This window comes from Rhizobium sp. O111 (assembly GCF_055616315.1).
In genome coordinates this window covers 767,135-792,882 of record NZ_JBSHXL010000001.1, presented here as the reverse complement: position 1 = coordinate 792,882, position 25,748 = coordinate 767,135, and the positions used below count along the sequence as shown (strand labels likewise).

Genomic DNA, 25,748 nt, shown 5'->3' with positions numbered 1-25,748 from the left:
CGCCTGCCGGCACCTTCTCCCCGCTGGGGAGAAGGGACTTGGGGTTGGCCGCTCGCTCCATCTTCCCTTCTCCCCCGCGGGGAGAAGGTGGCCCGAAGGGTCGGATGAGGGGCTCCGGGCGCGACGCAGGCTACATTCGGGGCCACTGGGCACTACGCAAGCCGCATTCAAAGCCGCGCGGCCCAACCCGAGCCGCACCCCCTCACCGCACTCAACTCACCGCAAACTTCACCAGCTTGATCGCCTCGAAGTTCTGAACCCCGCCGCCGACCCGCTTGGTCGTGTAAAACAGCACATACGGCTTGGCCGAATACGGGTCGCGCAGCACCCGCACCCCCGTACGATCAACCACCAGATAGCCCGCGCGGAAATCCCCGAAGGCGATGGCCATCGCATTGGCCGCGATGTCGGGCATGTCCTCCGCCTCGACGACGGGGAAGCCGACCAGCGAGGCGGCTTCGCCTGCCGTTGCCGGCGGCTGCCAGAGGTAGCGGCCTTCGGCGTCCTTCAGCTTGCGCACCTCGGCCTGGGTCTTGCGGTTCATCACGAAGTTGGCGTTCTGGCGGTGACCCGCCTTCAGCGAATAGATCGTGTCGATCAGCGTGTCGGAAGCGCCGGTCGCCTTGAAGCCGCCGGCAGCACCCGTGGCGATGTAGCCGAGATTGCCCCAGCTCCAGGCGCTATCGGCGACCACGGTATAGGCCAGCAGGCCCTTGGGCTTGTTGATGCCATCGCCGGCGACGAAAGCAGCCCCTTCCTGCTCGGCGAAGACGGTATCGACCTCGCTCGATATCCAGGCCTCGATATCGACGGCGGCATCGTCGAGCAGCGCCTGGGTGGCGGCCGGCATGGCGTAGAGTTCCATGGTCGGGAAAGAGAGCTCGGCAAGCTGGGCGCCTGATGTCTGCGGCCGCGCCGCCGTTTCGGCCACCCAGCCGGACGCCATGCCGGAGATCGCAAACGGCTTCTTCAGCACAGCACCCGAGACCTGGCGCACCGTCGCGATCGAGCGGATCGGCGAGACCACCGAGAGGCGGCGGCCGATTTCGGTATCGGTTTCGTCAGGCACGAGATAGCCGCCATCGGCGCCGGAGCCCGATGACATCGCCTTGGCCTCGATCTCGCGCAGGCCGGCCTCGTCGCCGCGGCGGATATACTGCTCGAAAGCCTGCTTGTGCTCGGTGGTCTCTGCGCCCACCGATGCGGTGCGGCCGAGCGGCGGGCGGGCCTTTTTCAGCGCCAGCTGGTCGAGCACCTTTTTCTGCTCGTCCATGGCGCGGCTGATGCGGTCCATCTTGTCGCGGGTGACGACATCCGACGTCAGCTTCTGCTCGATCTCGCCGAGCCTGGCGTCGTTGGTTTCCTTGAAGGCTTCGAAGGCTTCCATGAACTCGTCGAAGGCGGCGGTCATTTCCGGCGCGGCCTTGATTTCGGGGGCAGTTTTCTCGGCAATCTGCATGTTGGTCATTGCGGGATCATCCTTTGTGAAGGGTCTACTTGAATGTGTCTTGCAGCATCATCCGGGCAGCCCGGCGCATGGCGCGGACGAGCTCGGTCTCCTTGTCGCGGAACCACCGCGCATTCTTGATGTTCTGCACGCGGGCAGACGGCAGCATGGGGAAGGTCACCACCGAGATCTCCCAGAGGTCGGCCTCGAGGATGCGGCGCACGCCGGATTTGGCATCTGTCTTGGCGCGGACGGTGCGAAAGCCGATCGACAGGCCATCGAGCGCGCCGTTCTTCAAAAGCTGGTGCACCTCGCGGGCGCGGCTGACGCCATCGGCGAGCACGCCCTCGACATAGAGCCCGCGGCTATCCTCGCGGATCGTCTTCCAGGCGCCGATCGGCTCGGCCGGGTCGTGCTGGAAGAGCATGCGCACGCCACCGGCGCCGCGCGTCTTCAGCGAGCGCAAAAAGGCGCCGCGCTCGATCGCATCCTTGCCGAGATCGACCTCGCCGAAGACGCTGGCATAGCCGGAAAAGGTGCCGTCGCGGCTGAGGCCCCGTAGCTCCAGATTGGCGAACTTGCGCGTGTCCGCGCCGGGAATGGCCCGGGTGGACAAGCGCGTGGGGGTTCGCGCCAGCGCGCGGCTTGCGGTCATGATCATGCTCCTCGTTTCATGGTTTTGTGGCCGGCCGGCTTACCGGTTGCGGGCGCCGTATCGGCCGGCGATCCGCTGGAGAATGCCGAGCCCCCACCAGGCGCAAAGGCTGGAGGCGGCCGAGCCCGAGAGCATCACTTCGACAGCAGAGAGCCGATCGACCAGATCCAGCCGCTCGGCGATCCAGATCCCAGTCGGCCCGCCAAAGACTATGCCGCAGGCAAGCCCGGTGAAAAACCGGCTCGCCGCCTCGCGCCGGCTCTTCGGCAAAAGATAGATCAGCGACACGGCGGCACCCGCCGACGCGCCCAGCGCCCTGGTCGCCCAGAGGCTGGTATCGTTGGAGAAATCGGCCATTGGGTTGGGCCTTTGTGGTGTGGCGTGTGGGGGAGACGCGCGTCTTCCGCCGCAGCGATGCTACGGCCGGTTCAATTCTGCTGTCTTTTGAATCTGTTGCGCACAGCCGCTCTAAGATTGAGTCCGGCGGTTCACACGATGAATCAATTGGCGATGAGATCGGCCCAACAAGGTTCAAAACCCGCGCGGTATTCGTGACGCTTCAGTCGCTCTCGTCGAGCCCGTCGTCCTTATCCAGTTGCTCGCGCTGCCTGCCGTGGGTGATGTCGGAGACCATGATGGCATCACGGCCGATGCGGTAGGTGATAATATAGGGGCCGACGACCAACTGGCGGCGTCCAGTCAACATGGGTACGGGAGCGCCGACCTGGGGATAGGCGGCGAGCCTTCTGATGCCGCCCTGGATTCTCGCCATGGCAGCGTCGGCAGCGCGGGAATTGAACGCGCTCAGATAGCCATATTCGTGGCTGAGATAGTCCGCAGCATCCTTGGAAAGAATGACCTTCATCATGCCGCGTCATCTCTGGGAGAGGATGTCAGCTCCCGCATGAACTCCTCGAAATCGACGGTCTCGCCATTGCGGATCTGCTCTTCGCCCTTCAGCGTCTGCAGAACATCATTCCCCTCTTCCATCAGATAATATTTCAGCGCCCGGACGATGACCCAGCTACGGCTGCGGTCGGTGGCCTTGGCGATGGTCTCGATGTCCTTCAGCATGTCTTCTGGAATGCGCAGGGCAATCGGGTCGGAGAGAACGGGCTTGGTCATCGGCTTGCTCCTCGATTTGTAATACTGTGTATAACAAATTTCCGAGCTGGCCTCAACGCCACCCCCATCAATACCCCACCGCCTGCCGCTTCTCCTCATCCGTCAGAAACACCGCCTCGCCTACCCGTTTCCAGAGCTCGCCTCGCTCGGCAGAGAGACCCGCGACCTTGTCGAGATCCGGCTCCAGCCGCAGCCCGTCGCCATAGCCTGCCGCCGCCCAACTCGACAGCGCCGCCAGCGTGCGGGCCAGCATGGGCAGCACGGTCAGCCTATAGAAGGCGCGGTTGGCTTCCTGGTAGTTGGCGTAGGTGTTGTCGCCGGGAATGCCGAGCAGCATGGGGGGCACGCCGAAGGCGAGCGCGATGTCGCGGGCGGCACCGTTGCGGGCCTCGACGAAGTCCATGTCCTTGGGCGAGAGGCCCATGGATTTCCAGTCGAGCCCGCCTTCGAGCAGCAGCGGCCGGCCGGCGCGCATCGGGCCGGAATAGCCCTCGTCGAGCTCCTGCTTCAGCCGCTCATACTGGTCCGGCGAAAGATTGCCGCCTTCCTTGGGCTGGTAGACGAGCGCGCCGGAGGGGCGCGCGGAGTTGTCAAGCAGCGCCTTGTTCCAGGTGGCCGCGGCATTGGAGAGATCGAGCGCCACCTGGGCTGCCGCCAGCGGCGGAAAGCCGAGATGGTCGTCGAGCGGGTGGAAGAGTTTCAGGTGCAGCAGGCCGAGCCCGTCGGTCTCGACGGGAAAGCGGCGGACGAGGCCGCCGGCGCGGTAGTCATAGGCTTCCGGCCAACCGTCGCGGCCCTCGACGATGCCGATACGGTCGGGACGCAGCAGATGCAGTTCGCGCAGCGCGCCGCCGATCTCGACGGGCTCGACATAGGCATTGCCGGACAGCAGCAGATGGCCATAGAGCGCCTCGAAGAAATCGGGGCCGCTCATGCGGGCATTCGGCTGGCGCAGCAGATGCAGCAGCGGGTGGTCCGGCCGTTCGCGATCCTGCTCGTAGATGAGCAGCGGTACGCAAGCGGCGGCCTCCGAGACCATCCTCACACAGCGATGCGCCACAGGATTGCGCATGAAGCCCTCGCGCGACAAAGCCGCGTAGGAGCGGCCGGTCCAGCTCGCCCTGCCCTCCGATGTCAGCGACAAGAAGCCGGCGGCCTTGCGTTCGGGCACAGATGTGCGGCCCGCCGCGGAGCCCCACGGCAGGAGAGATCGAAGGTTCATGATCCGGTTTCCTGATGTTTGCGACCGGCACTGAATTGGCCGGCGCTATCGTCTGCACAGGGCGATTAAGCCCGAGGCGCCGCAAGGGCGGCGGTCGCGGGCATGTCCCCGCGACTTGGATGCTCAAGAACGAATTGGGGCCGGATCACATCCGGCCGCCGGCATCACATTGCCGAGCCGATGATGTTGCAAAGCCCGGTGCGCACAACTTCCTTGGTGGTCAGCTGGCCGGCCTGGATATCGAAGACGGCATCGACGCGCACGCCTGATCCCTTCTGGCGGGCGACGACGCGCAGGGTCTGGATGCGGCCACTGCCTGTTGTTTCCTGGAAGGCGTCGACCGAGGAGAGTTCCCTGTTCACCTTGATGCCGGAAAAGCCCTCGGCGGCGACGGCCTGGGCGAGGTTCTTCAAGACGGCGGCGGATTTCGCCTTCGGAAACTCCTGCCACGTCTTGTAGCTCAGCGCCGTCACCATCGGCACGCCCGACACCTTGAAATTCGCCTCGCAGGAAGCCGCCTCGGCCAAGCCCGCGCCCGAAAGCAGCAGCGCCGCCGTCATCACCATGATCTTCAATTTTATCTCCTGAAACGTGTGTTTTCCCAACTCAATGGGGATATCCGACTTCAGGTTGAATTAAAACCGGAAATATGCACGCGACGGCAACCGGTGCGTTTGCGGCGCTGGAGAGCGTCAGTTGCGATCCTTAAGCGCCGGGATCGGGCGCCAGCGGCGCACGGGTAGCGTCTTCAGCAGCGTCTCCATGCTCTCGAATGCGACAACGCTCTGCTGTACGCTGAAGTCACCGCCGTCGATGCGGCGGGCAGCCTCGATCGCATCGGCGAAGAACCCGCCGAGATCGGTGATCTGCAGCTTAACCTCTTGCATGTGCAATCTCCGGGTCTGACGTCCGTATCCTACCATCAATCGACCTTCTCCGCGATCGCCTCGCAAATCCAGGCATTCAGCGACTTGTCTTCATCGGCAGCGGCCATGGCCGCGCGACGGTGCAGCGTGGGGTCCATTCGGATGTTCAGCGAGCCCTTGAAGGGCTTCTCGGGATCGCGGCCCTCGTCGATGCAGGTTTGAATGTAGTCGTCGATCAGCGTCCGCGCGGTCGCTTCCACCAATCTGGAATCCTCGCATTCCGCCAGCAGGAGATCGTCGATATGCAGTATCTTGATGAACAGCGTGCCGTCCTGATACTCCACCGACGCCTGGTAGCCCTTGTAGGTGATCGGCTTCATAGCTCTTTCCTGTCGATCAGATAGTTGCGTATCTGGTTGACCATGTAGGGTTTGATCTCGTTGCCGGGATGCGGCTCGTGAACGATGATGACCTTCTTGGTCACCGCGTGCACGAACTTCCGGCCCGAACCGCTCCCGCTCTTCAAGTCATAGCCAAGACCACTCAGCAGCTTGACCAGTTTGCCATAGGGAAATGGCCCCTTGCAGGCGCGAAACTCCTGCTTCAGCGTTTCAAGGCGCGTCATCCGCCACCTCTGGCGCTAAAATACGCCTCAACTTCGCTGCAACTATTTTTCAGTTGCAAGTATTTTTCTACAGATAATCTTCGCGCACAGCAAGTCAATTGGCGGCAACCTTTGCGTCAACCCGCCCACAACCTATCAACGCAATCTTGCGGCGCAAACGCCGCCATTAGAGGGAGCCGGCTGGCCCAATCACCCCAGCGGCTGCTTCACCGCCAGGTCGCTCTCGTAATCCGCCGCCATGCGCATTTCGCGGATCGGGCGTACGAGGTCGATGGAAAGCTGGTAGTTCGGGTGCGCCTTGTAGGCGGCCAGCGCTGCCTCGTCGTCGAACTCGCCATAGACCACGAGATCCACCTCGGTGCCGAGCTGGTCGGTCTTCACATTGGTGCCGATCTCCAGCAGACGGGCGTGCGGGATTGCGGTGAGGATCGACAGGCCCTCGCGCACCTTGTCCATGTTTTCTATCGGCGCCGTGAAGAAGACGATGTGACGGATCACGCGGAACTCCTGTATGTCTGATGGATCGCTTTAACCGATAAGCCGGGCGATACCACGGCAGACCCATTGCTTCAACCGGGCGAACCAACCCGCCGGGCGCTCGGGCCTTATGGCGGCCAGAAAGGTCTTGCCGTAGCCTGCCAGTTTTTCGGCCCGGTCGGTGCCGTTGACGATGCGGCGGGCGTTGATCCAGTCGTCATTCGTCGCGTTCAGATGATCGGCGAGCTTGTGCTTCGAAAAACTGCCCTGAACCATGCCCTCGATCAGGATCGATACCGCCGGCCCCATCTCCATCGCCCGGTCCGGCTCGGCGACGAGATCGATGCCTGTGAGAACGCTCATCGCCTCGTAGTTCCGCTTGTGGGTCAGCTGCACCAGGCCGCGGCCGAGCCAGCTCTTGCCGTCCTCGTCGAGCCGCCAATAGGGCGTCTTCACCCAGGAGAGCTTGCCGCTCGCGAATGCATTTTCCAGGATCTCGACGGCGCGCGCATCGGTAGTCGCCAGCGTCTCGCGCACGGGCTGCATGGTGTAGGCCGTCTCGTGAAAGGCGGTCGCCAGGATATAAGCCAGCCAGCGCGGGTCGGCGTCGACCATCCGCTCTTCCCAGAAATTCAGAATCGCCGTCATGCCCTCGACCTGCGGGGCCGAAAGCGTGCCCTTGAACAGCGCCTCGCGCACCGTGTCGAAGAAAAACCGCCTGTCGATGTGGATAACCATAGCGTGTAATCCTAAAAGCTGATGAGGACGTCCTGGCCTTAATCGATTAAATTTAATTTAATCGTTTAAAGTGTTTAAAGCCATGATTTACAGACCGTTTGGCGCATGGCAGTGATGATCCATCATTCAATTCGTCTTCGGAGGACCGCATGACGCAGCCCGTTCACAGCAATCAGCCGATCATTCCCCAGCATGTAACGGACCAACTCGAAAGCGAGTGGCGCCAGGTTCGCCCCGTGCCGCAGGCACAACGTCCGGCGACGCAGCAACAGCAGCGTTAAGCGCAAGTGCCAGGGGGTGTCAAACACCCCCTCACGGCCCGCCCCTCCGGCAGTGGCCAATACGCCATCAAGGCTTCAAATACCCCGCACACGCGGCTCCCCGCCCCCTTCGAGCATCAAAGCCGTCAGCGCCCAGACCAGAGCATCCAGCCGGTCCGGCGAGCGGCCCTGGGATAATCCATCCGGGCCGAAATCACACATCTGATCTTCCAGCGCCATGAAGCGCCCTGCATGGGCGACACGCCCCTGCTCGTAGAGTGCGGCGACCGGCTCGGCGCGCAGGAATTTGCCGCGCGTGGCGCGCACCGTCGTTACCGGCAGCGTCTCGTCGATGCTTTTCAGCATAGCGGTGACCATATCGCCGCCTTGGTTGATCTCGGCCACAACGCGGTCGGCGGCGAAGCGGCGATAGGCTTTCGCCACCGCGCCCGCCCAGCCCGCCGGGCTTGCGCCCTCCACGGAGCAATCGGCCAGCACCACCGCGCGGCCGCTCGCATCCAGCCCGGCGACAACAATGCCGCAGCAAGACGTCGGCCCCGTCGCCGCCGGCGGATCGACCGCCACGACGATGCGGCGGAGATCGCCGGAAAGGCGGATCGTCACGGCATCGAACATATCGCGGCGCCAGAGCGCATCCTCGCGATCCTCGATCAGCTCGCCATCCAGCTCCTGCCGCCCCAGCCGCGTGCCGCCATAGCGGCCCGCCAGCGCGTCGATGAAGCCGGGCGCCAGGTTTTGGGCATTGGCGCGGGTGCTGATGCGCGTCGTCAGCGTCGTCGGGTCTGATATCAGCGCCTTCAAGAGCGGCACCGGGCGCGGCGTCGTCGTCACCAGCTGGCGCGGTGCTGAGCCGAGCCGCAGGCCGAACTGCAGCATGTCCCAGGTCTCCTGCCCGTGCTTCCACTTGGCGAGCTCGTCGCTCCAGGCGAAATGAAACTGCGGGCCGCGCAGGCTTTCGGGATCCTCCGACGAGAATATCTGCGCCACCGCGCCGTTCGGCCAGACCAGCCGGCGGCGGGAGATCTCGAATTCGGGACGGCGGCTGCGGGCGATCCGCATGATCCCCGAGATGCCGTCGATCATCACCTCGCGGGCATCGCCCAGCGTCTCGGCGATCAGTGCGATGCGCAGATCCGACACGCGCCCGGCGCTCGCAATCGCATGCACCCATTCGGCCCCCGCCCGCGTCTTGCCCGAGCCGCGCCCGCCCATGATCAGCCATGTGCGCCAGTCTCCCGGCGGCGGCTGCTGTTCGTCGCGGCCGGTAAAGGCCCAAAGGTTGCCAAGCGTGGGCCAAAGCCCCAGCCGTTCAGCAAGGTCCTCGGCGGGAAGGTCGAGCATGTCGGCCAGCGAGAGTTCGGGCCGGTCTGCATCGGCGCCGGCGCCGTTATCGGCACCACCGTTGACATTGGTATCAGCGCCAGCATGGAAGTTGGCGTTGGCGGACCGGGGCACACCGCTCGCCACCGCGTCGACCACCGGAGCCTCACCGAAAACCGCCGCTGCCACCGCCACGTTATCCGGCTGCGACATCGCCCCGATCAACGCCGTGCCACGCGCAATTGCACCCAGGATTACCGCGCGGTCATCAGCCCGTTTCGCCACGATCGCATCCATTTTATGACTGTAGTCCAGCAAGGCGCCAGCGACCTTGCCCGTATTGGCGTCCGCGACGCGCCGCTCAATCCGGTTCGGCTTCGCGGCTGGCGAGGGCTGGTCCGTCGTCAATAGTTGGGGGAGCGCCGTCGCGCTGCCATTCGGCCAGCAATTGGCGGGCGCGGGCTTCGGCGCGCTCTTCGATGCGTGCGAGGAATTTCGCTTTGACATGGTCGAGCCCCCTCGCCGCTTCGCTTTCCTCAGCGGCCTGCTCGCGGTCGCGGGCAAACTGGCGCTGCAACTGGTCGATCTTCTCCAGCGTGCGGACGATCAGTGACATGGCATCGGTCGCGGCCTTCAAATCGGCGCGGGCCAGTTTGGCGGCGGCATCGTCGCCACCGCCTGATGTCGTCTGCTCGGCCGCCTTGCGCAGATCGCGAAAGGCCGAAAACTGCTCGCGCATCTCGGCCGTCATCTCGTTCAGGAGCACCCGCAGCTCTTCGGCCGGCGATGCCGCGGACTTGGTCTCGAGCATACAGGCCTCGGCCACCGCCTTGGCCCTGTCCACGTCGAGAGCCTGCGCGAGATCGTTTTCATAAGCATGGTGAGCCGGCCAGAGGCCAAACAGCTCCGGCGCGAAATCGTCGATATCGGTCATGGGGACATCCCGTGGCAACAGGCGTTGCGTGGAGAAGCGGCGGTGCCGGCAGCAATGATAGATCAGCCAGGAGACCATGCCCCTCGCCGCGCCCTGCCCGCAACTTTCCGACTATGCCATAACCCTATCAAAGCACCGTTACGCCGTCAAGGATTATTTTCCTATTATCGGAAAATCCTCCTGCAACGTCCCGTCGAATTGCAATTTATCTATGTCTAATCTATTGATAAATATAGGCTTTCTTGCCTTTCTCTTGGCTATTTCAATGAATCCTCAAGAAACCCACGGCTAGAACGGATCGCAGCAAGGGGCGATCGACATGCAGGCCATCCAGATACGACTAGCGGAGATTATCGAGGCGTTGAGCAAGGCGCTCGACCTTACGGAGGGCCAGCCGCCCGGCCATTGCATCCGCGCCTGCTATATCGGCACCCATATCGGCCGCGAGATCGGCATGGCGGATGAGGCGCTGCAGGAGCTCTATTACACGCTGCTCCTCAAGGATCTCGGCTGCAGCAGCAATGCGGCGCGGATCTGCGAGCTTTACATGGCCGACGATCTCTCCTTCAAGCGTGACTTCAAGCTGGTCGACGGCAGCCTCAGCCAGGTGCTGCGCTTCGTGCTTTCGCATACCGGCATGCAGGCCGGCCTTGCCGAGCGGTTTCGCGGGATCGTCAATATCCTGCAGAACGGCGGACGCATCGCCACCGACCTGATCCAGACCCGCTGCCAGCGCGGCGCCGAGATCGCCAGACAGATGCGCTTTTCCGAGGGCGTGGCCGATGGTGTGCTCAGCCTAGACGAACACTGGAACGGCGGCGGCAAGCCGCTGGGCATATCAGGCGAGGAAATCCCGCTCTATTCGCGCATCGCGCTGGTCTCTCAGGTGGCCGATATCTTCCAGATGAGCGCCGGGCCGCGGGCCGCCATCGCCGAGATTGAAAAGCGTGCCGGCAGCTGGTTCGATCCTTCACTTGCCGCCGCCTTCATCCGCATCGGCGGCCGCGAGGAATTCTGGCGGACGCTGCGGTCAGAAGCGCTGGAGACGATCGTGCTCGACAGCGAGCCCGGCCAGCAGGCGATCATGGCCGATGACGATTATCTCGATGATATCGCTGCCGCTTTCGCCCGCGTCATCGACGCCAAGAGCCCCTATACGTCAGGCCATAGCGACCGCGTGGCGCTGTTTACCGATCTGATCGCCGAGGAGATGGGGATCGACGAGAAAGGCCGCCGGCTGTTGCGCCGCGCTGCCCTGCTGCACGATATCGGCAAGCTCGGCGTCAGCAACAGCGTGCTCGACAAGCCGGGCAAGCTCGACGACGAGGAATGGGGCCAGATGAAGCGCCATGCCGAGTTCTCGGAGATGATCCTCTCCCATATCGGCGCCTTCTCCGACCTCGCCCGCATCGGCGGCGCGCATCACGAGCGGCTGGATGGCAAGGGCTATCCGCGCGGGCTTATGGCCGATGAAATCCCGATGGAAGTCAGGATCGTCTCGACCGCCGACGTGTTCGACGCGCTCACCGCCGACCGCCCCTATCGCGCCGCCCTGCCGATCTCCAAGGCGCTGTCTATCCTCTGGGAAGGTGCCGGCCAGGCGCATGACCCTATCTGCATCGAGGCGCTGCAGCGGGCGCTTGCGAGGACCGAGCTGGAGCGGCCTGACGGCGCAAGGGAAGACCAGCGCGCGGCTGCGTGAGTTTTTCTGATTGGCCTGACAATATTCTATTGTGCTAAAATAAAGATCATGACCCGCGAAGAGCTTGCATCCTTCGCGCTCAGCCTGCCCGAGGCGGTCGAGAGCGCGCATCACGGCACACGCGATTTTCGCGTGCGGACGAGGATTTTTCTCACCATGCCGGAGCAGGATTATTGCGTCGTCAGGCTGACGCCGGAGCAGCAGCACATGACGCTGGCGGTGTCGCCGAAGGAGACAATCGCCGTTCCCGGCGGCTGGGGATTGCGCGGCTCGACGCGGCTGTTCTTTCAGCTGGCGAGCGACGCGCTGGTGCAGGATCTGGTGCGCCGCTCCTGGCAGAACGCCGCGCCGAAAACCCTGCAAAGACAATTCGTTGTCATCCCTTCCCCATAAGTCGATTCAGCCAGAATCCACTCAGCGATTGCCCACTTCATCCGGCGTCTTCGGCGCATCGTCGCCGACCGTCAGCGGCCAGTCGACGACATAGTCCTCGTAATTGTCGACATCGATGCCCGTCTCGTCGATGGTGCGGCCGCGCGCCGAAATGCCGGCGATGTGCACCGTCTCCGGGTCGCCCGAGACCAGCGGATGCCACCAGTAGAGATCGCGCCCCTCGTTCAGCAGCCGGTAGCCGCAGGTCGGCGGCAGCCAGGGGATTTCGTCGACATTCTGCTTGGTCAGCTGCACGCAATCGGGCACGAAGTCCCAGCGATTGGGGTAGCTGGAACACTGACAGCTTTCGCTGTCGAGCAGCTTGCAGCGGATCGAGGTGAAGTAGATATCGCCGCTATCCCACTCCTCGAGCTTGTTGAGACAACAGAGACCACAGCCGTCGCAGATGCTTTCCCACTCGGCATTGGTCATCTCGTTCAGCGTCTTTTGCTTCCAGAAGGGCTGCTCTTCCATCATTCCGTTCTTGCAACAGCACCCGCAAAATCGCGTGAGTGCTTTCCATTTCTCTTGTTCTTCTCAGGCAAATCAACCAAAGATTCACCCTGCGCCGGTTACCCCGGATGCGAGCGGCAGATTTGCCATAGTTCGACCTCAGTCTATCAGGCGTCGAACTGACTGATCGGGCGGGAATATAAGACGTGACGGATCCGGACAATCCAGAAAAGCAGCCGCGCAAGAAACGCCACTTGCTGCTGAAGATCGATTCCTGGATCGATTCCACCATCTGGAACGCCGGTTTCCGCTCCGCCGAAATCTGGGAAGACATCACCATCTTCTTCCGCCGCTTCCGCGTTCGCGGCTGGAAGCGCGTCGTGTTCGAACTTGCCGGCGAAGGCCTGACATGGGGTTCGGTCGGCGCCGTCTTGATGCTTGCCCTTGCCCAGCCCGCATTCGAAGCTACCAAGGAAGATTGGCGCAATCGCGGCGATTATGCCGTCACCTTTCTCGATCGCTATGGCAACGTCATCGGCCATCGCGGCGTCATCCACCAGAATTCCGTGCCGATCGACGAGCTGCCCGACAGCCTGATCAAATCGGTGTTGGCGACCGAAGACCGCCGCTTTTTCAGCCACTTCGGCATCGACGTGATCGGCCTCTTCCGCGCCATCGTCACCAATGCGCAGGCCGGCGGCGTGGTTCAGGGCGGCTCGACGCTGACACAGCAGCTCGCCAAGAACCTGTTTTTATCCAACGAGCGCTCGATCGACCGCAAGATCACCGAGGCCTTCCTGGCACTCTGGCTCGAGGCCAATCTGTCGAAGAAGGAAATCCTCTCCACCTATCTCGACCGCGCCTATATGGGCGGCGGCACGTTTGGGGCGGCGGCGGCGGCGCAGTTCTATTTCGGCAAGAACATCACCGATGTGAATCTGGCCGAATCCGCCATGCTCGCCGGCCTCTTCAAGGCGCCGGCGAAATACGCGCCCCACGTCAACCTGCCGGCCGCGCGCGGCCGTGCCAACGAGGTTCTCACCAATCTCGTGCAGAGCGGCATGATGACCGAGGGCCAGGTGATCGCGGCACGCCGCAGCCCGGCCACCGTCGTCGATCGCAACCAGGTGGAATCGCCCGACTTCTTCCTCGACTGGGCCTTCGACGAAACCATGCGGCTTTCGCCGCGCTTCCACCAGCATTCGCTGATCGTGCGCACCACCGTCGACATGGGCCTGCAGCACGCGGCCGAAGATTCGATGGAGACGTCGCTGCGCGAATATGGCGAGAGCTATCACGCCAAGCAGGGCGCGATGGTGATGATCGAAAACGGCGGCGCCGTGCGCGCCATGGTGGGCGGGCGCGATTATGGCGAGAGCCAGTTCAACCGCGCCACCAAGGCGCTGCGCCAGCCGGGCTCCTCCTTCAAGGTCTACACCTATTCGGTAGCCATGGAGAACGGCATGACGCCCGACAGCATCGTCGTCGACGCGCCGATCTCCTGGGGCAACTGGAGCCCGCACAATTACGAAAACCGCTATGCCGGCCGCATCACGATCGCGACCGCGGTTGCGCAGTCGATCAACACTATTCCCGTCCGCCTCGCCAAGGAGAAGTTCGGCATCGCCCCCATCCGGGCCATGGCCACCAATCTCGGCGTGGAATCGCCAGTGCGAAACGACGTGACGATCCCGATCGGCACATCTGAAGTCACCGTCATGGACCAGGCGACCGCCTATGCCGTCTTCCCGGCCGGCGGCTACCAGTCGCGGCGCCACGGCATCACCCAGATCCTCGATTACGGCGGCGACGTTCTCTACGATTTCGACAAGGACGAGCCGCCGGCCAAGCGTGTGCTCTCCGAGCAGGCCGACGCCTATATGAACCAGATGCTGTCGCGCGTGCCCTATGTCGGCACCGCAAGGCGCGCCGCCCTCGACAACGGCATCCTGACAGCAGGCAAGACCGGCACGACGCAGGCCTATCGCGACGCCTGGTTCATCGGCTTCACCGGCAATTTCACCACCGCCGTCTGGTTCGGCAACGACGACTACACCTCGACCAACAAGATGACCGGCGGCACGCTTCCGGCCATGACCTTCAAGCGCCTGATGGACTACGCCCACCAGGGCATCACCTTGCGCGCCATCCCCGGCGTCACCGCCCCCCCGCCCCCCAAGACCATCGCCGCCACCAAACCCGCCGCCGGCGCGCCACCACCGCTGGTCCGCCCACGGATGCTCTCGGTGGAATCGACGAAGTTGCTGAAGGATATCGGCGAGGAACTGAAGACGGCAGCACCGCTGGCGGCTCAGAAGGTGGCTAGCGCGGAGTGACCCCACCCGCGGCGTCATCCTCGGCCAACGTGCCGAGGATCTAAGCACGCCTCCCGGAATGCAACGGTGCGGATGCACGCTACGGCGCCAAGTGTCCACTACCGTCGCCCGAGAGGCACCGTCGGCAGATGCTCGGCACAAGACCGAGCATGACGTCGGGGATGGGGTTGCTGTCGGCGCTCACAGCGGATGAAGACAACCGGCAACCGCTCGTTTCCACAACGAAAACCCCACACGCGACGTCATCCTCGGGCTCGTCCCGAGGATCTAAGCACGCCTCCGAGAGTGCAACGGTGCGGATGCACGCTACGGCGCCACGTATCCACTACCGTCGCCCGAGAGGCACTGTCGGCAGATGCTCGGCACAAGACCGAGCATGACGTCGAGGATGGGTTGCCGTCGGCGCTCACAGCGGATGAACACTACCGGCAACCGCTTGTTTCCACAGCGAAAACCCCACACGCGACGTCATCCTCGGGCTCGTCCCGAGGATCTAAGCACGCCTCAACGGGCGCGACGGTGCGGATGCCCGGCGCGGCGCCAAGTGTCCACTACCGTCGCTCGAGAGGCACCGTCGGCAGATGCTCGGCACAAGACCGAGCATGACGTCGGGGATGGGGTTGCGCCGGCGGTTGAACCGCAGACACTGGCAGAGTGAGGGTTAGGCTGCTTTTGGTCTAACTGGCAAATGCCACTACCAGCAACCGCTCGTTTCCACAGCGAAAACCACACACGCGACGTCATCCTCGGGCTCGTCCCGAGGATCTAAGCACGCCTCCGAGAATGCAACGGTGCGGATGCACGCTACGGCGCCAAGTGTCCACTACCGTCGCTCGAGAGGCAACGTCGGCAGATGCTCGGCACAAGACCGAGCATGACGTCGAGGGTGGGTTGCCGCCGGCTCTCACAGCGGATGAAGACAACCGTCAACCGCTTGTTTCCAAAGCGAAAACCACACACACGACGTCATCCTCGGGCTCGTCCCGAGGATCTAAGCACGCCTCCCCGGATGCAACGGTGCGGATGCCCTGTGCGGCGCCACGTGTCCATTACCGTCGCTCGAGAGGCACCGTCGGCAGATGCTCGGCACAAGACCGAGCATGACGTCGAGGCTGGGTTGCCGCCGGCGTTCCACGAAGTCGTGGTCGGTCGACGCTCATCGCCCCCACCTTTTCCCCCTCCACCATTCCGCCCAGCCAGAATCAGTGGTAACCCTTTCAACTGATTTGGCTATCAAGGGCGACCGGTGTTTCGATTTCCTCTCTTTATCGCGATGACGCTGATAATCGCTTTCGGCGGCGGGATACTCGTTTCGCTTTATGCGCTGAATGCGACCGCCGGCTTCGGCGCCATCAAGCTTGGCGCATGGGAGGCGTTTCCGGAGTTGCAGACGGAGAATGCCGATCCTTACGCGAAATCGCACCGGGCGCGCGCAGGCCGGCTGCTTTATGGGTCGGCAGAGGGGTTGATGTTTACCGCCAAGGTGGATGACGCCGGCAATCGGCTGGAGGCGGGGTGCAGTTACCGGATCACCGGGCAGACGCCGCCGGCGCGGATCTGGACGCTGTTCACATCTGATAATTCCGGCAACCCGGCCTCGCTGCAGCCGGGGCTGCCGGGTGCGCTCAATTCGTGGACGGTGCTGCGCCAGCCGGACAGCAGCTTCACCATCGACATCTCGACCCGGGCGCGGCCGAACAACTGGCTGGCGCTTCCGGCGGCCGGCACGTTTCAGCTGGTGCTGACGCTGTTCGACACGCCGACGGCGGGCAGTTCCGGTGTCATCGATCTGGCGATGCCGAAGCTTGAAAAGACTGGGTGCGGCAATGCTTAGGGTTCTGTTCGCGCTTCTGGCCGGCCTTTTCGGCGCCGCTTTGCTGCATCTCGTCATCATCCTGTCGCTGCCGCATTTCACCGGCAAGGATGCGGCGACGCGCGTCGCGTCCGAAGGCGATCTCGATACGTTCTATCTGCTCGGAGGCACCGAGGATACGGCGGGGCTTTCCAACGACGACCCCTTCGTGCGGACCGCCGTCTGTTCCTTCGATATCGAGGAGAACCCGGTGCGGTTCACGGCCAGGGGTAACGTGCCCTTCTGGTCGATCGCGCTGTTCGACGATGCGTCGAACGAGATTTTCAGCATGAACGACCGGACCTCGGTCGGCGGCGCGGTTGATATCCTGATCGGCAGCCCGATCCAGCTCACCGAATTGCGCAAGTCGCTGCCGCAGGAACTTCAGAGAACCATCTTGGTCGAAACGACGCGGTCGGGCGGATACGCGGTTTTGAGAACGCTGGCGCCGCAGACGAGCTTCGACGCGGCGGCCAAGAGCTTCCTGTCGGAAGCCGGTTGCGAGGAATTCGCTCCCTCCAACTAACGCCGTCTGGACTACTTGGTCTTCGACCGCGACGCGCGGCGAACCGACGCCGGCTTGTCGGGGTCTGTCAGGCGTTCGTAGCGCACGCCGGTGTAAAGCAGGATCTGCGCTTCGAGCGGCGATCCTTCCACGCTTGATGATCTTTCCTTGCGGCCTGGCGTCCGAGATAGACGATCAGCCAATGCGATGACTATTGCCATTGTCGTCTCCCTGCACTGCCCGAGACGGATGAAGCTCAGATCTCACCCTGCCCGCCTGCGCGGACCGGCGCACCCTTGGCCGGGTTTGCCGGCATCGGGTCATTCGCGCCTTTCTCACGGCATATCGTGAACAATACCGTGATGCGTATGATGGCGCCCCTTACGAGGAGCGCGTTCTGCTTCCCGGATTGAGACAGACGGTGGTTAACAGAATATTAAAATTCGGCCGCAGAATCCTTGTCGATCGACGTCTCCATTAAAACGCAGGGGCCCGCCCTTTGGTTGCATGCCGATCGCAAAGATTCGCCGTTTCCATGGGTCGCAAATTTTAGCTATAAATCATATAGTTAGCGATACAGCGCCAGAGGCAGGCTCCGCCATCACCGATGTTACAAATTTACCTCACAAAAATATTAATTGCAGTTCGCCGAGATGCCGCTAAGGTCGCATTATCGGCTGCAGGGCAAAACGCGGCCGACCCTGGATTTGATCTGGGGACTGGGTCTGACGGTTAACCAGGGTGGGCAGACAGATGTCTCTGATGATTGGGTCGACATTTTCGCCTGAGGATCTCGATATATTGCGCCATGCGCTGGATGCCTGGTGCGCGGAAAAGCGCATCGACATCAAGAGCTCGAAGGCGCAGGTCGCCGCCTCCACGGCGCTCGATCTCTATCAGTCCGGCTATGACGACCCCGACAGGCTGCTCACCGCGCTGCGCGGACACCGGGCGCTTTAAGCCGTCCATACAAGTCATCCACATCACTCGTTTAACGGGCATCGAACGGGCAGGCCGATGCCGCGACCGTTGATGTTGCACAGCACCATTTCGGGACGATTCCCCTCAAATCTTCAGCAACGGTTAACCGTGTCCCTGTAGGATTTGTTCATATCCCGTATGTGGTAGAGGCGTCTTCGCGTCCAGGCCAGCGGCATCCCTCTAGCGTGTTCAGGGTGTGTTTTGTGCGTGACCGGTTTCGAGACCTAGAGGCCCCCTCCGCGAGCCGGAAGAAGGACGTGGTTCTCATGGCGACAGTGAGCAGTTTCGAGGGATTGCAGCCGCCGACCCGATCGGAGCTTCGCCAGTTCGCCGAATTGTTCACCCCCCTCTTCGTCGCCTCCTCCGATGACGCCAAGCGCCAGGCCGTTGCAGCGTTATCGCAATGCGCCGCCATTCCGCAGGCCGTGGCGCTGTTCATCGGCTGCCAGCCGATCGCCATTTCCGCCCCCTTCCTCATCTCCTCGCCTGCCATCGACGACGATACGCTGATCACGGTTGCTCGCACGCAGGGCGTCGAGCACATGCGCGCCATCGTCAGCCGCGATGCGCTGTCGCCGCGGGTGATCGACGTGCTGGTCGGGCTGCGCCATGCCGCGCCGAAGCGGCAGGTGGAAACGATCGAGCCGGCGCCAACAGTCGACAGAGCCGAGGTCGCGGAGGCACTGGCGAGTGCGGCGATGCCGTTCGTTGCGCCGGAGGCTGGACAGGTTAAGGTCATCGCAGAGACCGCGAGCGTAAAGGTCGAGATCAGCGAACCGGTTGCTGTGGCTGTCGAGGCTGTCGAGGCTGCGGGTGTCGAGGCGACGCCCGTGATCAACAAGGTGGTGGTCGTTGCCCCAGAGGCTGCACCTTTGGCCACCGAAAAGGCGTCCGTGGTCACCGAAGTCGCGCCTGTCGTCACCGAGACGGTGTCCGTTCTTGCCGCCACGCCTGTCGCCGTCGAAGTGCAGACCGTAGCCATCGAAACCGACGCCGAGGTCGTGGTGGTCGAGACGATCGCCGTCCGTCCCGTCGAGCCGACGCAGATTGCCGAGGCGCCTTCTGCAGCCGGCGAACAGCCGAGCGTTCGGTCAACACCTTCCCCTGCCCCGGCGGCAACCGCCGAGACGCCCGCCAACGGCGGCGCGCGCGAGGAAGAGGTTCGCGACACGCTGCGTGGTCTGGCGCGCCATCTTGGTCGCGACGACAACGACCGGCTCGGTCTTCGCACCCTTTCGACGCTGCAGTCGGCGCTGCTGGTGCGCTTTGCCCGCAGCCGCGAGGCGGTGGCCTTCGCAACGGCGCTTGCCGATACGCTGTCGGCCAGCCGCTGGCTCGCCGAACGCATCATGCTTGACACGTCGGGCCAGCAGATGGCGACGACGCTGACCAGCATCGGCATGGATTTTTCCGACGCCGTCTTCGTTCTCGAAAAGCTCTATCCGCATCTCGCCGAGGCGCAGCACAGCGTCACCCGCGCCTGGATGGTGCTCGATGCGCTCGATCCGGAAGAGTGCCGCGACCGCGTCGAGGCATGGCGCCGGGCCGACAGCTATACCTATCTGCCGGAACAGGCCCCCGCGCCCCATCCGGTCGCACAGCAGGCCTCGCATGCCCGCGCCGTCCACCAGCCGCCGGCGCGCGCCATGCGGCTCGTCGGACGTTCGCGCTGATCTGAGTTAGAAGCGGTCGTCGCGCTCCTTGGCGAGCGGCACGATATCGGCGACATCATCGGCCTCGAGCTCGACGATCCAGAGGTCGTTGTCGAACTTGCGCTCGCGCTCCAGCATCGTTCTGATCTCCTCGGCATCCTTGCGCTCGAGCCTGATCTCGAACAGCCGTTCGCCGCTGTCTTCCTCGTCGAAGAAGCTTTGAGGCGCCGGGCCATAAAGCGTCTCGGAGCCATCGCGAAAATGCTGGCGGATGAAGACCGCGCCAGCCTCGTCGGCGCCCTTCTTCTCGACGGCGGCAAAATCGCCCTTGGCGAAGACACGGCGCAGCAGCGCGGATACGAAGATGTCGGTGCGAAGTCTCATGCAGGCGGTATAGACCGGTGTGCACGGAGCCGCAACGCGGCGGCGACGCGCATTTGATCGGCGCTCAGAGCGCGCCGATATCTTTGAGCTTCTTCAGTACCGCCTCGCTGGGCTCGCCGTTTTCAGGCAGGTTGTAGTGCTTCTGGAAATGGCGGATGGCGACGCGGGTTTGTTCGCCGACGACGCCGTCGACGCCGACATTGGTGTAGGCCATGTTGACGAGGCCCTGCTGGATCTTCAGGACCAGATCGACGCTATTCAAGGTCGATGACGGCGCGGTTGAAGGGGTTGCGGCGGCGCGGGCGACGGAGGTCTGCCTGGCCGGAACGGCCTCCAGCGCGTTTTTCGGGGCCGAGATCTTCTGGACCGGAACCTGCCTGACCGGCACCTGGGCTGCCGGGGCCGAAACCGGGGCGGGCTTGGGGGCCGCTTTTGGCGTTGGCGCGGTCTTCACCTGGTGCTCGGCGCTGCGGATGGCGGCGGCGACCGGGTCTTCAGCAAGCGCCTGGGCCGAGACATCCTCGCGCGGGCGCTCGGTGGGAATGGCGGATGGGCCGATGGAGTCGGTTCTGAGTGCTGCCAGCACTTCGGGCGTGGCGTCGCCGCTCTGCGGCATGCCGACGGTTTCCTCGAAGAACAGGATGGCGGCGCTGGTGCGCGGGCCGATGACGCCGTCGGGCGCACCGTTATAGAGGCCGCGACGGACGAGTTCGGCCTGGATGTCCATGACCAGCTGGTTGGCGGGCTGGCCGGCCACAGGCGCCGGCGGCACGGCGTTGGTGGTCTCGGCGCTGTTCGCCTCGCCCTCACCCTCGCGCTCGATCTTGAAGGTGGTGACCTCGCCGGTGTGTTCCTCGACCGGTGGACGGCCGATCAGCGCGCTCGGAAACAGGCTGTCACGGGTGCGCAGGAACGGGTGCGGGTGCACGCCCGGCTGATACCAGAGCGCATTGGCGGCGACGAAGGAGAAGATGACGAGGAAGGCGGCCGTGCCGCCCGTGATCGACGGATTGCGGCCGATGACGCCGCCGAGCACGCCAATGCCCTGCAGCCCCAAACCGCCAACGGCGGCAGCCCCGGTGAGAAGAAGGCTCGGCTTCTGCCTGCCCCTCTTTCCCTTAGGCGATTTTCGCTTGCTCGCGGCCATCGAAAAGCCCCTCTTCCAAGATGTCGGTCATGCCAGTCGACGCTTTCAGCCGTGGCGGAAACTCGACCGGGTGATTGGCCGAGAGATCCATGACGGGAACGCCGGAGCCATCCGCCGCGATCGAGATCGTGATGATGGTGCCGGAACCCGGCGTGCTGGCGATGGCGAAATCGCCGCCATGCAGCGCGACCAAGCCCTTGACCAGCGACAGGCCAAGGCCCGTGCCTTCGAACCGGCGGGTGTAATCGTTCTGGATCTGCACGAAAGGCTGGCCGAGCAGCTGCAGCTTGTCGGCCGGAATGCCGATGCCGGTATCGGAGACGCAGAGCGTCAGGATGCCGTCGCGCACCGAGGCGTCAAGGGAGATCGCGCCGCCGGCTTCGGTGAACTTGACGGCGTTGCCGACCAGATTGATGAGGATCTGCTGGATGGCGCGCTGATCGGCGACGACCTCGTCGAGACCGCGCTGGATGCGGCTTGTCAGCGACACGCCCTTGGTCTTGGCCTGCAGCCCGAGCATGGCCTCGCAGGAGCGGACGACGGTGGCAATATCGAAGGGTTCCAGCACCAGCTCGTAGCGGCCGGCCTCGATCTTGCTCATGTCGAGCATGGTGTTGACGACGGAGAGCAGATGCGCGCCGGAATCGCGCACGAGGCCGACATATTCGCGCTGGCGCTCATTGGCGAGCTTGCCGAAATACTCGCCGATCAGGATATCGGAGAAGCCGAGAATGGCGTTGAGCGGCGTGCGCAGCTCGTGGCTGACGGCGGCCAGGAACCGCGACTTGGCATCATTGGCCGAGCGGGCATCGGCGGCATGGGCTTCGGCCTCGACGCGGAGCTGATGCTCGGCGGAGACATCGCGCAGCTGGGCAACGACGCTAACAAGCGCGCCATCGCTGTCGCGGCGCGCGGTGAGATCGGTTCTGAGATGGGAAAACTGGCGATTGTCGACCGAGACCGACGGACGCTCGAGCCGGAGATCGACCATCGCCTGCTCCTCGCCCTGGCGCAGCCGGTCGAGCGCCTGGAGGAAGAGGATGCGGTCGGAGACGTGGATCTGCTCTATAAAGCCGCGCCCGTCAGGGGCGCGCATCCAGGCGAGATAATCGCGCTTGTCGCGGCCGCCGACATTGACGACGGAACCCTGCGGATCGAGAAACAGGATCAGGCCGGACGAGGCTTCCATGAAGAACTCTTCGGCGGACTGGGTGGCGACACCCGATGTGACGATGCTCTGGCGCGACAGAGCGATGCTGCCGACGGCCGAAAACAGGAAACCGCCGACGACGGCGGCAACGCCCGCCGGAAGCGCAACGGCCGGGCTGGTGACGATGGAGAGAGCAGCGGGGGCGACGACAAGTGCTGCCGAAGACAGAAGCGCAAGCCGGCGCAGGATGGTCAGCTCACGCTGGCGCACCGCGGCACTTCCTCCCGTCCGGGAGAGCCAGCGATCCGCCGCCCGGTCCACGAGGGCTGTCGCCCGATCCACGATGTCACTCAATACAAGCACGCAATACCCGCCCTAAAAAGGCTCTTCACAGAGGCCCAAGAATAGGCCCCGGGCGCTTAAGGAAAGAATAAGGGAAACTGCCGCTCCCCAGCCGGAAAGCGCGAAAAGTCCCATTTTGGGCCACCGGAAGGGCCCTTTGTTTTTTACGGTTAACAGCGAGTAAGCGACGGATTTCGCTCATTTTTCGGCAAGTCGTTAACGCTTGGGGCGAGCGCGCTTCGAGGAAAGCCTGCAATTACAGGAGGTGGCTCATGGCATGCTTAACGCCAATGGCTACAATTCGACCGAAATGCGCCGAATGCGGTTTCGATTAAAATTTGAACTAAATTTGACGCAAATGCCACCGAGTTTCGAAAACCGGCATTCGCAAGTTTTGGCTAGGGTGAAATCACACCGGAAGACGGACCTGATTCGGCGGCAAGACCGAGCGGGAAAACAGGATGGGCAACGAACATGTGGTTTCTATTCAAATCATCGATCTGGCTCGGGCTTCTTTTCGTCGCCTTGTCGTTCTTCAGCGGCGAGCGCCAGACGAACACGCAGACCGGATCGACATTGCAGATTGCAGACGCTTTCGTCGCCGTGACCGGCGCCTATGACTATCTGAGCGGCATGTGCGGCGAGAAGCCTGAGGTTTGCGCCAAGGGCGCCAATACGCTCGGCGTTCTCGGCGAGCGGGCCCGCTCCGGCGCCCTCGTTGCCTTTGAACTGCTCGACAGCAAGTTCGGCAGCGGCAAGAGCGCCACTGTTGCCACGACCGCGACACCTTCCGTTGGCCTGGCGCCTGCGACGGCCGTACAGCCGGCAACGGCAGCCGCTCCGCAGCAGCTGCGCGATGATCGTACCGTGGCGCTGAACCAGCCGATGCCTTACCGCCCGCCTGTTGACGACGGCGAGGACAGCCCGGCCGCCGCCCATGTCGCGACCGATCGGGTCACGACCGGCACCATTCCGCTGCCGACCCCGCGTCCGGCGATCTAACGAATTCCGCGGCCACCGCCGCACCCAAGCTTGCACCGGCGCCGGCCAATGGCCCCGCCCTGTGCCTGACGTGCCTGCCCTGTTTATTCTTCAGCAATTTGCTGCGCCGCGAGGATGCCCATCCTTCGCGGCGTTTCTTTTTAACAGTTCAAATCTGGCCGCATCTCCCCTATATGATCGGGAGACAACGAAAGGCCATTTGCATGACGTCCCTCGATCAGATCATCGACGATTTCACCTTCCTGGACGACTGGGAAGATCGCTATCGCTATGTGATCGAACTCGGCAAGGCGTTGCCTGATCTCGCGGACGAGAAGAAGACGTCTTCAAACAAGGTGATGGGCTGCGCCAGCCAGGTGTGGCTGGTAACGCATGTATCCGACGACAGCGACAATCCCGTGATGACCTTCGAGGGCGATTCCGACGCGCATATCGTGCGCGGGCTGGTGGCGATCGTGCTCGCCACCTATTCCGGCAAGACCGCTTCCGAGATCGCCGCATTGGATGCCTTCGAGGTGTTCGGCAAGATGGGCCTTGTCGAGAACCTCTCGGCACAGCGCTCCAACGGCCTGCGCTCGATGGTGAACCGCATCCGCGAGGAAGCGCGGCTGCGGGCGGCGGCGTAAAGCCAGCCTTTCTTTTCTGACTGACCGATCAGGACCAGAGCTCCGGGCGATAGTCCGGCGTGCCCCAATGCTCCATCCGCGGGCGGCGGGATGGCGGTTGCGGATTGTAGTGGCGCGAGAGCGCCATGAGTGCCGTGCGCAGCATCAGCTTGGCGGAACGCACCGGCCATTGCCGCTCGCGCTCGACCGTCTCAAGCCCCTTCATGAAGCAGCAGACATCCAGCGCCACGCCTGACAGCTCCGGCCCAAGCGCCTCCAGCGCGCGGTTGACGGCAAGGCGGGCGGCGACGGCGCTGTCGGTCAGATCCGCCATGCCGCCGCGTCCGCCGCTGGCGCGGCTTGAGAGCCGCGGCTCCCAGGAGGCGGTGACGCGCGGCTGCAGCTGGGCACGGGTGAAATCCAAATGCAGCCTCTCGCCGGCCTTGATCGCCGCCTCGGGCATGAAGGCAGCGCCGTCGCGGTCCTTCAAACGCTCAATACTGGCGAGCGGCGATTCATCCTTGTTGACCCGCAGCCGCCTGACGACGCCGTCGACCTCCCGGGCGCTTGTCTCGATATCCGCGTGCTGGGTGAGAAAGGCCTCATCGGCCTCGGCGGCAGCGCGGCGCAGATAGGCGCGGGCCTGATTGGATGCGCGCAGTAGATCGCCCTGCTCCTCGATGAGGCCGGAGGCGCGGGCTTCGGCGATAAGGACTGAGGGAAAGCCGGCGGTCGTTCCGTCGGCGAAGAGGAGGTCGATATCGCTCCCCTCGCCCTGATGTCGGCGCGCTTCGCTGCGGATGAGCAACTTCAGCAGTCTCACCATCGGCTTTCGCGACGCGGCCGGCTTTGTCTTGGTCTTTGCCGATTTACTCATGGCCGTATCCTCCGCCGGATCGGAAGATGGAATTGACGGTGCGCTCGACGGCGGCGACGAATTCGTCATAGGCGGGGTCGTCGCGGCGATCCTCGACCACGTGGCAGGCATGGCTGACCGTGGTGCGATCGCGGCCGAAGCCGGTGCCGATCTCATGCAGCGGGATCTGCAGCGCGACATGGCAGACATACATGGCGATCTGCCTGATGTGGCAGAGCGTGCGGCGGCGGTCGCGGCGCATCTGCACACGCTGGCCGGCGATCATCACCATCTCGGTCGTGACTTCCTGGCAGATGCGGCAGACGGCGCGCACGGCATCCGTGGCGGACGGCGGTCGATCATCCCTTGAAAGGGTGGTCTGCTCTTCCCCATAAAGCGGGGACAGCGGCGCATTCGCGGCGCCGGGCGGGGAAAAATGTCCAATCGGCATATGAATACTCCTATGAATAGGAATTAATTCATACACGCTATACAGGAACGGGGATAAACGAAAGCGCGCCTCGATCGATTTCGGCTGATTTCGCTCACGAATTTTAACGAGGATTGAAATTATTTGGGATTATTTTCCTCGTCGCCTTGAAGCCAGACACGAAAAAGCCGGGCTCTCGCCCGGCTGATCGTGATCGTTCAATGCGACA

The 25,748-nt window shown here is 63.4% G+C and carries 30 protein-coding genes and 2 pseudogenes; 11 read left to right on the top strand and 21 right to left on the bottom strand.

Translation table 11 applies throughout. The features are described from left to right. Positions 1 to 211: 211 nt before the first annotated feature. From ACVTFQ_RS03985 to ACVTFQ_RS03930, 12 genes are all read right to left on the bottom strand, one after another. Positions 212 to 1,468 carry a phage major capsid protein gene (locus ACVTFQ_RS03985; protein ID WP_111561017.1) on the bottom strand — a complete coding sequence of 419 codons (1,257 nt, stop codon included), beginning with the start codon at positions 1,466 to 1,468 and terminating at the stop codon, positions 212 to 214. Positions 1,469 to 1,493: 25 nt separating this feature from the next. Continuing rightward, positions 1,494 to 2,102 (bottom strand): HK97 family phage prohead protease, encoded by a 609-nt coding sequence (locus ACVTFQ_RS03980; protein ID WP_409527965.1) that lies wholly within the window; start codon positions 2,100 to 2,102, stop codon positions 1,494 to 1,496. Between the two features lie 39 nt (positions 2,103 to 2,141). Further along, on the bottom strand, positions 2,142 to 2,459 hold the full coding sequence (locus ACVTFQ_RS03975; protein WP_111561016.1) for a DUF6107 family protein: 318 nt from the start codon (positions 2,457 to 2,459) through the stop codon (positions 2,142 to 2,144). Positions 2,460 to 2,661: 202 nt separating this feature from the next. Beyond that, on the bottom strand, positions 2,662 to 2,970 hold the full coding sequence (locus tag ACVTFQ_RS03970; RefSeq protein WP_111561015.1) for a type II toxin-antitoxin system RelE/ParE family toxin: 309 nt from the start codon (positions 2,968 to 2,970) through the stop codon (positions 2,662 to 2,664). After that, positions 2,967 to 3,227: a CopG family ribbon-helix-helix protein gene (locus ACVTFQ_RS03965; protein WP_111561014.1), complete on the bottom strand. Its 261-nt coding sequence runs from the start codon at positions 3,225 to 3,227 to the stop codon at positions 2,967 to 2,969. Before ACVTFQ_RS03965 ends, ACVTFQ_RS03970 begins: the two co-directional genes overlap by 4 nt. 67 nt (positions 3,228 to 3,294) lie before the next feature. Next, positions 3,295 to 4,449: a phage portal protein gene (locus tag ACVTFQ_RS03960; RefSeq protein WP_111561013.1), complete on the bottom strand. Its 1,155-nt coding sequence runs from the start codon at positions 4,447 to 4,449 to the stop codon at positions 3,295 to 3,297. Between the two features lie 164 nt (positions 4,450 to 4,613). Continuing rightward, positions 4,614 to 5,015, bottom strand: a complete 402-nt coding sequence (locus ACVTFQ_RS03955; protein ID WP_112437356.1) for a hypothetical protein — start codon at positions 5,013 to 5,015, stop codon at positions 4,614 to 4,616. A gap of 126 nt (positions 5,016 to 5,141) precedes the next feature. Further along, positions 5,142 to 5,336, bottom strand: coding sequence for a hypothetical protein (locus ACVTFQ_RS03950; protein WP_111561012.1), 195 nt, complete (start codon positions 5,334 to 5,336; stop codon positions 5,142 to 5,144). A 35-nt stretch (positions 5,337 to 5,371) separates the two neighbouring features. Continuing rightward, positions 5,372 to 5,695: a type II toxin-antitoxin system HicB family antitoxin gene (locus ACVTFQ_RS03945; protein WP_111561011.1), complete on the bottom strand. Its 324-nt coding sequence runs from the start codon at positions 5,693 to 5,695 to the stop codon at positions 5,372 to 5,374. Further along, on the bottom strand, positions 5,692 to 5,940 hold the full coding sequence (locus ACVTFQ_RS03940; RefSeq protein ID WP_111561010.1) for a type II toxin-antitoxin system HicA family toxin: 249 nt from the start codon (positions 5,938 to 5,940) through the stop codon (positions 5,692 to 5,694). The genes ACVTFQ_RS03945 and ACVTFQ_RS03940 overlap by 4 nt, the downstream gene beginning before the upstream one ends. A gap of 189 nt (positions 5,941 to 6,129) precedes the next feature. Next, positions 6,130 to 6,438 carry a Dabb family protein gene (locus ACVTFQ_RS03935; RefSeq protein ID WP_111561009.1) on the bottom strand — a complete coding sequence of 103 codons (309 nt, stop codon included), beginning with the start codon at positions 6,436 to 6,438 and terminating at the stop codon, positions 6,130 to 6,132. Positions 6,439 to 6,468: 30 nt separating this feature from the next. Further along, positions 6,469 to 7,155 (bottom strand): hypothetical protein, encoded by a 687-nt coding sequence (locus tag ACVTFQ_RS03930; protein WP_111561008.1) that lies wholly within the window; start codon positions 7,153 to 7,155, stop codon positions 6,469 to 6,471. A 149-nt stretch (positions 7,156 to 7,304) separates the two neighbouring features. Here ACVTFQ_RS03930 and ACVTFQ_RS03925 point away from each other — a divergent pair, with 149 nt between their 5' ends. Further along, positions 7,305 to 7,436 carry a hypothetical protein gene (locus ACVTFQ_RS03925; protein ID WP_018898946.1) on the top strand — a complete coding sequence of 44 codons (132 nt, stop codon included), beginning with the start codon at positions 7,305 to 7,307 and terminating at the stop codon, positions 7,434 to 7,436. A gap of 75 nt (positions 7,437 to 7,511) precedes the next feature. Here the strand turns inward: ACVTFQ_RS03925 and ACVTFQ_RS03920 are convergent, their stop codons facing one another. Both ACVTFQ_RS03920 and ACVTFQ_RS03915 read right to left on the bottom strand, forming a co-directional pair. Further along, positions 7,512 to 8,777, bottom strand: coding sequence for a DNA-packaging protein (locus tag ACVTFQ_RS03920; protein WP_313760903.1), 1,266 nt, complete (start codon positions 8,775 to 8,777; stop codon positions 7,512 to 7,514). Between the two features lie 340 nt (positions 8,778 to 9,117). After that, on the bottom strand, positions 9,118 to 9,690 hold the full coding sequence (locus ACVTFQ_RS03915; RefSeq protein WP_313760899.1) for a hypothetical protein: 573 nt from the start codon (positions 9,688 to 9,690) through the stop codon (positions 9,118 to 9,120). A 319-nt stretch (positions 9,691 to 10,009) separates the two neighbouring features. Between ACVTFQ_RS03915 and ACVTFQ_RS03910 the strand changes: the two genes are divergently transcribed. Further along, positions 10,010 to 11,392 carry an HD-GYP domain-containing protein gene (locus tag ACVTFQ_RS03910; RefSeq protein WP_111561006.1) on the top strand — a complete coding sequence of 461 codons (1,383 nt, stop codon included), beginning with the start codon at positions 10,010 to 10,012 and terminating at the stop codon, positions 11,390 to 11,392. A 48-nt stretch (positions 11,393 to 11,440) separates the two neighbouring features. Further along, positions 11,441 to 11,785 carry an MmcQ/YjbR family DNA-binding protein gene (locus tag ACVTFQ_RS03905; RefSeq protein ID WP_018898950.1) on the top strand — a complete coding sequence of 115 codons (345 nt, stop codon included), beginning with the start codon at positions 11,441 to 11,443 and terminating at the stop codon, positions 11,783 to 11,785. Between the two features lie 21 nt (positions 11,786 to 11,806). Here the strand turns inward: ACVTFQ_RS03905 and ACVTFQ_RS03900 are convergent, their stop codons facing one another. Beyond that, positions 11,807 to 12,298 carry a YcgN family cysteine cluster protein gene (locus tag ACVTFQ_RS03900; RefSeq protein ID WP_146618457.1) on the bottom strand — a complete coding sequence of 164 codons (492 nt, stop codon included), beginning with the start codon at positions 12,296 to 12,298 and terminating at the stop codon, positions 11,807 to 11,809. A gap of 185 nt (positions 12,299 to 12,483) precedes the next feature. Between ACVTFQ_RS03900 and ACVTFQ_RS03895 the strand changes: the two genes are divergently transcribed. From ACVTFQ_RS03895 to ACVTFQ_RS03885, 3 genes are all read left to right on the top strand, one after another. Then, the gene (locus ACVTFQ_RS03895; RefSeq protein ID WP_047507597.1) at positions 12,484 to 14,613 is read left to right on the top strand and encodes a transglycosylase domain-containing protein; all 2,130 of its coding nucleotides are present in this window, start codon (positions 12,484 to 12,486) and stop codon (positions 14,611 to 14,613) included. 1,246 nt (positions 14,614 to 15,859) lie between these two features. Next, complete coding sequence (locus tag ACVTFQ_RS03890; protein ID WP_026283084.1) at positions 15,860 to 16,447, top strand: DUF1214 domain-containing protein; 588 nt, start codon at positions 15,860 to 15,862, stop codon at positions 16,445 to 16,447. Next, on the top strand, positions 16,440 to 16,991 hold the full coding sequence (locus tag ACVTFQ_RS03885; RefSeq protein ID WP_018898956.1) for a DUF1254 domain-containing protein: 552 nt from the start codon (positions 16,440 to 16,442) through the stop codon (positions 16,989 to 16,991). The genes ACVTFQ_RS03890 and ACVTFQ_RS03885 overlap by 8 nt, the downstream gene beginning before the upstream one ends. An 11-nt stretch (positions 16,992 to 17,002) precedes the next feature. Here the strand turns inward: ACVTFQ_RS03885 and ACVTFQ_RS03880 are convergent, their stop codons facing one another. Then, positions 17,003 to 17,191, bottom strand: coding sequence for a hypothetical protein (locus ACVTFQ_RS03880; protein WP_111561004.1), 189 nt, complete (start codon positions 17,189 to 17,191; stop codon positions 17,003 to 17,005). A gap of 532 nt (positions 17,192 to 17,723) precedes the next feature. On the opposite strand from ACVTFQ_RS03880, the gene ACVTFQ_RS03875 reads away from it, so the two are divergent. From ACVTFQ_RS03875 to ACVTFQ_RS03865, 3 genes and pseudogenes are all read left to right on the top strand, one after another. Beyond that, on the top strand, positions 17,724 to 17,930 hold the full coding sequence (locus tag ACVTFQ_RS03875; protein ID WP_018898959.1) for a hypothetical protein: 207 nt from the start codon (positions 17,724 to 17,726) through the stop codon (positions 17,928 to 17,930). Positions 17,931 to 18,154: 224 nt separating this feature from the next. Next, a pseudogene (locus ACVTFQ_RS03870) lies at positions 18,155 to 18,574 on the top strand (DUF2336 domain-containing protein); the annotation flags it as partial. Between the two features lie 378 nt (positions 18,575 to 18,952). Next, a pseudogene (locus ACVTFQ_RS03865) lies at positions 18,953 to 19,624 on the top strand (DUF2336 domain-containing protein); the annotation flags it as partial. A 6-nt stretch (positions 19,625 to 19,630) separates the two neighbouring features. On the opposite strand, the gene ACVTFQ_RS03860 reads toward ACVTFQ_RS03865, so the two are convergent. The 3 genes from ACVTFQ_RS03860 to ACVTFQ_RS03850 all read right to left on the bottom strand — a co-directional run bounded on the left by ACVTFQ_RS03860 (position 19,631) and on the right by ACVTFQ_RS03850 (position 22,647). Beyond that, positions 19,631 to 19,987 (bottom strand): DUF1491 family protein, encoded by a 357-nt coding sequence (locus tag ACVTFQ_RS03860; RefSeq protein ID WP_047507600.1) that lies wholly within the window; start codon positions 19,985 to 19,987, stop codon positions 19,631 to 19,633. 64 nt (positions 19,988 to 20,051) lie between these two features. After that, positions 20,052 to 21,134 carry a peptidoglycan-binding domain-containing protein gene (locus ACVTFQ_RS03855; protein WP_111561003.1) on the bottom strand — a complete coding sequence of 361 codons (1,083 nt, stop codon included), beginning with the start codon at positions 21,132 to 21,134 and terminating at the stop codon, positions 20,052 to 20,054. Continuing rightward, complete coding sequence (locus ACVTFQ_RS03850; RefSeq protein ID WP_111561002.1) at positions 21,106 to 22,647, bottom strand: sensor histidine kinase; 1,542 nt, start codon at positions 22,645 to 22,647, stop codon at positions 21,106 to 21,108. Before ACVTFQ_RS03850 ends, ACVTFQ_RS03855 begins: the two co-directional genes overlap by 29 nt. 453 nt (positions 22,648 to 23,100) lie before the next feature. Between ACVTFQ_RS03850 and ACVTFQ_RS03845 the strand changes: the two genes are divergently transcribed. Both ACVTFQ_RS03845 and ACVTFQ_RS03840 read left to right on the top strand, forming a co-directional pair. After that, complete coding sequence (locus tag ACVTFQ_RS03845; protein WP_111561001.1) at positions 23,101 to 23,628, top strand: DUF5330 domain-containing protein; 528 nt, start codon at positions 23,101 to 23,103, stop codon at positions 23,626 to 23,628. A gap of 203 nt (positions 23,629 to 23,831) precedes the next feature. Next, entirely contained in the window at positions 23,832 to 24,254 is a 423-nt protein-coding gene (locus tag ACVTFQ_RS03840; protein WP_111561000.1) for a SufE family protein, read from the top strand. 28 nt (positions 24,255 to 24,282) lie between these two features. Here ACVTFQ_RS03840 and ACVTFQ_RS03835 read toward each other — a convergent pair whose 3' ends face one another. Further along, positions 24,283 to 25,110: a DUF6456 domain-containing protein gene (locus ACVTFQ_RS03835; RefSeq protein ID WP_111560999.1), complete on the bottom strand. Its 828-nt coding sequence runs from the start codon at positions 25,108 to 25,110 to the stop codon at positions 24,283 to 24,285. After that, positions 25,103 to 25,540 (bottom strand): helix-turn-helix domain-containing protein, encoded by a 438-nt coding sequence (locus ACVTFQ_RS03830; protein WP_111560998.1) that lies wholly within the window; start codon positions 25,538 to 25,540, stop codon positions 25,103 to 25,105. Before ACVTFQ_RS03830 ends, ACVTFQ_RS03835 begins: the two co-directional genes overlap by 8 nt. Positions 25,541 to 25,748: the final 208 nt, after the last annotated feature.